At 41.2% G+C, this 6,260-nt stretch carries 4 protein-coding genes and 2 pseudogenes; 4 read left to right on the top strand and 2 right to left on the bottom strand.

Annotated elements, in window-relative coordinates:
• Positions 1-395: 395 nt before the first annotated feature.
• Complete coding sequence (locus tag ABZA00_RS15905; protein ID WP_372883134.1) at positions 396-2,030, bottom strand: cache domain-containing protein; 1,635 nt, start codon at positions 2,028-2,030, stop codon at positions 396-398.
• A 508-nt stretch (positions 2,031-2,538) separates the two neighbouring features.
• On the opposite strand from ABZA00_RS15905, the pseudogene ABZA00_RS15900 reads away from it, so the two are divergent.
• Both ABZA00_RS15900 and ABZA00_RS15895 read left to right on the top strand, forming a co-directional pair.
• A pseudogene (locus ABZA00_RS15900) lies at positions 2,539-2,703 on the top strand (transposase); the annotation flags it as partial.
• Positions 2,695-2,768, top strand: a pseudogene (locus tag ABZA00_RS15895) (hypothetical protein); the annotation flags it as partial. The pseudogenes ABZA00_RS15900 and ABZA00_RS15895, both read left to right, overlap by 9 nt.
• Positions 2,769-2,886: 118 nt before the next feature.
• Here ABZA00_RS15895 and ABZA00_RS15890 read toward each other — a convergent pair.
• Positions 2,887-4,806, bottom strand: coding sequence for a winged helix-turn-helix domain-containing protein (locus ABZA00_RS15890; RefSeq protein ID WP_372883133.1), 1,920 nt, complete (start codon positions 4,804-4,806; stop codon positions 2,887-2,889).
• Between the two features lie 177 nt (positions 4,807-4,983).
• Here ABZA00_RS15890 and ABZA00_RS15885 point away from each other — a divergent pair, with 177 nt between their 5' ends.
• Positions 4,984-5,517, top strand: a complete 534-nt coding sequence (locus ABZA00_RS15885; RefSeq protein WP_372883132.1) for a hypothetical protein — start codon at positions 4,984-4,986, stop codon at positions 5,515-5,517.
• Between the two features lie 146 nt (positions 5,518-5,663).
• Entirely contained in the window at positions 5,664-6,023 is a 360-nt protein-coding gene (locus ABZA00_RS15880) for a group 1 truncated hemoglobin (RefSeq protein WP_372883131.1), read from the top strand.
• The last annotated feature ends 237 nt before the right edge of the window (positions 6,024-6,260 follow it).

The following is a 6,260-nucleotide window of genomic DNA, read 5'->3' as shown; positions in this document are numbered from 1 at the left end:
GCCGGATCATGTGGCGGTGCTGCACTAGATGCCCTGACGACTTATATCGAGCAACAAAATAGACCTAAGTAACGTTAATGCTTCGCATCAATGATTTTCATCACCGCCATGAATGACGGTGTTTTTCATCTAAATGGATAACGTCTTCAGTCAGAACCAAAATATTTCTCCAAGTTAATAAACCACTGGATGGATGAATCAGACTATGCGTGCAAAGGGCATGGCCTGATTCTTCAAAATTCACCAGTACTACCGGGACCGGATATCAGGCCTTTCTTTTTGCATTTTTAATGCTTAAGACCTATTCCGAAGCGCTTGGGCTACATTATTACCTGGTTGTAATAGTTAATTTGAAAGGCAACAGGCAAAACGTATTCCAATACCTGCTCTGGAATTCATGCCACTTGATTACCACCGGAAGAAAATTGATAGTTGCTCCTGCCCTGCTCCTTGGCCCGATAGAGCGCCGCATCTGCATTAGCCAATAGAGTGGCAAAGTCCTGCCCATCCTCAGGATAGGTAGCAATACCTATACTGGGGGTCAGCACCAGTTGATGCTCTTTGATCAACACAGGCTGAGAAATAGAGTTGATAATACGTGTCGCCAAATCCGAGGCTGCTGTCGGGAATATCTGGTTGCTCATAAGAATAACAAATTCATCACCACCAAGACGGCACACCATATCAGTTGCTCTCACATTACTACTCAGGCAGCTGGCTACGTGTTGTAACACCTGGTCACCGGCAGCATGTCCCAATGAGTCATTGATCGCCTTAAAGTGGTCTAAATCGATAAACAGCAGGGCTAGCTGCACCTCTGGACATAGTCTGGCCAGAAAAATGGATTTTTTGGCCTGCTGATTTAACCGCCGCCGGTTGGGCAAACCGGTCAAGGGATCGTACTCAGCTAACTGACGCATCTCTTCTGCAGTCTGTTTCAGCGCGCTATGGTGATCATAAATACCGGATAGATACCGGCTGAGTATAACTGTTAGCCATTTAGCACTTAATAGAGAGAGCATGAATACGATACCTATCGGCATCAGCAATACCAATGTATCTTCGACAAAGATATCATCTAACTTTTGCCGTTGTGCAGCTATCATTTCATTCACGTCATCAGGATAAAAACCGGCCACTAACAACCACCCCCATTCCGGTACGTTAACAACTAATGACTCTTTGGGTACCGGGCCCTGACCATCGGGATAATACCATTCATATTTAGCAATGCCATCGGCAGCTGCAAGAATCTGCTGCACAGCATGTCTGTACTTTACATTATAAGCATCAGCAAACTTTGTCGGACCAGAAAGCAACTGGCCATCTTCAGTGAACACTGCGATATAGCCATGGGTACCAAAGCGTATTCTTTCAAATCGCTGCAGAGCAAAGGCTTTGAGGTCACTCTCAGTGTGAAATAGGTAATCACCAGCACCAATAACCCAGTTAAATGGGGTAAATTGACGTACATAGGAAATTTTGTCCTGCATCTGGTTATTATCTTCTGGCACGTACCAACGATAACGGTAATAACCCGCCTTCTCCTGATTCAGGGTAGCCTGAATAAGCCCAAGAATAATAGACTTGGCGTTATCATCCTTATAATGTAGGGGGTTATTAACTTCAAGCTCAGGAGCAGTTGGGTGTAAAACCGTCACTCCATCCAATTGATGGATAAAGAAATAACCGCGGTCGTTAAAAAAACGCAGATTGCGTAGCGTTTCACGGATCATGTTTTTAATTTCACTTTCCAGGTACTTATCACGCGTCTGGTTATAGATAGCCTCTATTTGAGCATAAGCCAGATCAACTCTTTCCTTGATGTTCTCCATTGGAACCGATTCAACCTGGCTTTGCATAATATGGATATGCTTTAAAGCGCTATCAATTTCGTTTTTGACTCTATCTCTATTTTCCCGTTCGACATTTAAACGCAGCTCAGATAAGCGAGATTCTCTGTCCAGGTAGTTCTTAGTTAATAGATAACCGGCTATAATCGCCATCAAGAGTATGATAATACTAATCATACTGATAGCCAGATAACGGGGGAATGTTTGAGGACTAATATTAAATTTAATGGGTAGCTCCGAAAGTAATAACCGTAACTGGTGGATGTATTATTATCCTATAAGCAAGGATGGTTTTTATAAAAAAATTATAAAATAACTTTAATCTTAATACATTCCACCAGTGAGGCATCATTACCGAGAGACTACACAACACAATGATCTAAATCAATATTTATATTTCCCTTTCATTTTTCTATTTATTAACCCTTATTAAAAGTCAATAAATAAGCAATTACATTACTGAAATCAGTATTTGAAATTCCGAGGTGATTTTCGCTAAAACAGAGGCTTAGTTTCCAATCAGCAGCGTAACGTGCTAGAAAATAATGCCATTGTCCATTTGGGTGCGTTACCTGAGTAAAATGCATAGGGCTGTTATTTCATTGCAAGCCTGTTTTTTCCGTGCCTTTTCGCCTGATACATCGCTTAATCAACCTAGGGCGCCATATAGTTTGGTGGTGAGTCAGAACACATTCATTTAATGCCAGGACTAAACCCGACGATTGAGCCTGTAAAATTTATCAACAGTTTGAAAGCAGTTACAAGTAGGTTGATACGGAAAAATACGCAACGCACCCAAAAAATTATTACTGGAAGCCCGTTTTACGGTCAAAGGCATATTGCTTGTTGACCGCTGGCGGAGCACCTCTTAAGACTCTAAAAGAGTACATACAAAACCAAGATAGACCAAGCTAGCGGTTGGTTTGCTATTCATCTCCGCCGACCCAAACAAGTTATGGATGGAGAATTCCGAAAATTTCGTTAAAATATATCCGCCTAACTTTTAATTCCCGTCTTGCAAAATAAGATATGTTCATTCAGCTCTAATAAACCGATAGCCAATACCACGCACTGATTGAATCAAACTGGCTTTGTCTCTTAGTTTTTTTCTTAAGGTAAGAATAACGGTATCTACCACATTACTTGCGCCTTCGTAATGAATATCCCACACTTTTTCCAATAGTTCCTTTCTTGATATGGCCACGCCTTGATTGTTAATCAATAACGTTAATGTTCCATATTCAAGTGGCGTTAAATCCACGTGCTCGTTTTTAAACACTAGCTGTCTGGCTGGTTTATCGAACCACTTTAGAGGCGGCATTCTCTCCGCCACTTCATTAATCTCATTAACTAATGTTTTCGCAATCCAACCATCAACAGAATCTTCTCCAAAATCTAGCATTGCGGTGGAGAACGGGCGCCTGTTAAAGCTGCTTTCAATGTCTATTACAGTGAAGCCGAGGCTTTTTGCTGCCATTGCATAAGGCGCTAAGTTCTCGAGCGTCAAATACACTCGACGCAGATTAGGACGCATCGCAAGATAGGCTCGTTTTATATCTAACCAACAGGCCGCTTGTACCCCACTTGGCGCTTCACCTTCATTGAGTGATAACCAGCGGCGAATAAAAAGAGCCTGTGGCTCTATACCCTGTATTTTATTATCTTGATTGTGCTTCCACCATGCGGCAGTAATGGGATCTTTGCTAATCACGTTATCACTTATTAATGCCGGGTTAATTAAGCAGTAAAAGCCGACCACTTGATTTTCGCTATCTTTGATACAGTGAAATGTCTCCTGAGCATGCAGCCACCAGTGCTGGTATATTACCAGTGTCTCCTCAGGTTCATGCTTTTCAACAATTAGCATAATTGTCTCCAGATCACTCTCCACTGCAGGTTCAACGCTGTACTCTCGATGATCACTCTGCGGAAAAAAGGCATCACGAATGACATTATTATCAACTAAATAGATAATATCAGCGGTATATCGCCATAAGTTACTGCTGTCGGATGTTTTCATCTCTTGTTGAAGAATACGGCTGGCTCTGTTTCTGTATTCACTGAGTTTCTGTGGTGATTTCGCTTTTAATGCTGCCGCTATAGCGTGTTTTAAAAGATCGTGAAGGCTGAGACCATCAGAACGGTGTTCAATAAAATCCACCTGTGATAGTTTATTGTATATCGTAGACTTATCTTCAAGATCTAACATTGCAGCCAACACCGACTCACTTACTCGTCGGACAGTTGCTGTTGCTTCTACCGCCGCTCTCGTCTGCACATCCTGAATATCTTCCAAAAAATAATGGACAAGAGCCTGAATAACATTATCTAATGAGATATCAGAAAGCTGTCTTCCAGGTTGCTCCAAAATAGCAGCGCTCGCTAAGCGTAATGCTAATGGGTGACCGTTTGCAAACTGATTGATACCCATTGCAGTTACTTTTGAATGCCCTGCACGTTGTAGAAAATCGACAGAATCCTTGAAAGAAAAGCTGGATAATTTCAAACTGCTATAACGGCAATTTACTGGCGGATTAATGATCCATTGATAATCTGGAGGTACTCTGCTTGCAAAGATGAGTCTGATCTTACCCTGCATTATGATCATGAACTCACGTCTAAACCATGTCTCTAACAGCCTGAATGATTCAAATTGATCTAATATAATAACGGTTTGTTGCTCAATTTTATCCGCGATAATCTGCAGTGGCTGGTTTTCCCTACCTAACATCTCAATGAAGGCTTTTGTAAACGCGGTTGGAGTGGGTTCAATTAACTGGCAGTTAAACAAAATAAGTTTTGCAGATCTATTTTTTACAAACTCCCTTAATAATGTAGATTTTCCAATTCCGGCTATCCCGTGAACCGCAATGATATCAGGACCATCCTGCTTAAATACCGTTTCCAGGTATTCCAACTCTGATTTTCGTGAATAACATTCAAGTAAACCCATCGTTGGCTCCAACTTATTGATTTATAGCAAACTCAATGCAAAATTTATAATCTGCTGTTTGATGCAATCAGATCCTCATTAAAATCTCATTAATAAAATGAATCAGAGTGCTAAGGTTAATTATGAGTATAACGGACGTTTTTTCAAATCGAAGCTGTCATTATAGAGGAGAACGTTATGAAAATTTATACCTATATTTTAACTTTGCTAGCGATAGGTATGAGCTATGCGCTACACGCAGATGAGAAAAATCAAGCACTCTTAGAGGATGCACTGAGTGCCGCGCCTCCTACCCTCAGGGCGAATGTTACTGTGCTTGATTGGGAGATGAATGAATTACAAAAAGGGACAAACGGTTACACCTGTTTTCCAACCCCTGCTCAATTACAGGGGAAAGCGCCAATGTGTTTAGATGCGCCCTGGTTGGAATGGGCTGATGCCTGGACAAACAAGAAACCATTTGCAGCCAAAGCGATTGGTATATCTTATATGTTAGCGGGTGATGAAGGAGCCAGTAATATTGACCCTTACGCAGCAGGTAAAACGGAGAGTAATCAATGGATTGTAGAGGGAGCACATTTAATGATTATTGTCCCTGATGCGGCATTATTAGATTCATTACCAACAGATCCCGGTGTTGGCGGGCCTTATGTGATGTGGAAAGGTACCCCTTACGCACATATTATGGTGCCAATAGGAGACAGAAAATAGGCGCTTAAAATAGTTTGTACTTAAACGGTTTATGGATTCAAACCGTTTAACGATGGCCGCTTATGTGCTAGCGCCACATTATGGCGCTAATTAAAGCTAAATAAATGGAAATACAGATATATAAACTTACATTGAGGAGAAATACCATGCAAGAGTCACTATATACAAGGCTTGGCGGCACAGAGGCTATAGCACAAATATCAGGTGATATTGTTGATAATCATATTGCAAATCCGCTGGTTGCGACACGTTTTGCTGATTCCAATGTACCTAAGTTAAAGCAAACCGTCACAGAGTTTTTTATTACCGGGTCAGGAGGGCCAAACCTTTATAAAGGCAAAGATATGCTTGCCGCACATAAAGGAATGAACATTGCCGCCTCTGAATTTATGGCGGTATTAGACGATGCCCTATCAGCCTTAGACAAAAATAATATAGGTCAAAGGGAGCAGGAAGAGGTTTTATTTATTCTTTATAGCATGCGTGCTGATATTGTTTTAGTGTAGCCTTGTTATATACCCATGTTACTTCAATATGCTTTGTCAGGCACGGGCTCGGAGACCAGAGCAAGACGCAACATGAGGTAATGGTTATACCAAATCCGATAATTATCTATTCATTTATGCTTGTTAAAATGAATGCTAGCTAGACATAAAACTACGTTTTAGTCTTTGTTATTGATTTTGTAATTAGAACAACTAGTTACTGCAATCAATGCCTTGCTTTGATCCATTTTTCCTGCG

The sequence above is a fragment of the Psychromonas sp. genome (assembly GCF_041586535.1).
Lineage (GTDB): Bacteria > Pseudomonadota > Gammaproteobacteria > Enterobacterales > Psychromonadaceae > Psychromonas.
Note: the sequence above shows the minus strand (reverse complement) of the source record. Positions and strands in the feature narration are given on the sequence as shown.

Coding starts and splice junctions, on each gene's coding strand:
- ABZA00_RS15905 (WP_372883134.1), bottom strand. CDS start 2,030: ATGATTAGTATTATCATACTCTTGATGGCGATTATAGCCGGTTATCTA.
- ABZA00_RS15890 (WP_372883133.1), bottom strand. CDS start 4,806: ATGGGTTTACTTGAATGTTATTCACGAAAATCAGAGTTGGAATACCTG.
- ABZA00_RS15885 (WP_372883132.1), top strand. CDS start 4,984: ATGAAAATTTATACCTATATTTTAACTTTGCTAGCGATAGGTATGAGC.
- ABZA00_RS15880 (WP_372883131.1), top strand. CDS start 5,664: ATGCAAGAGTCACTATATACAAGGCTTGGCGGCACAGAGGCTATAGCA.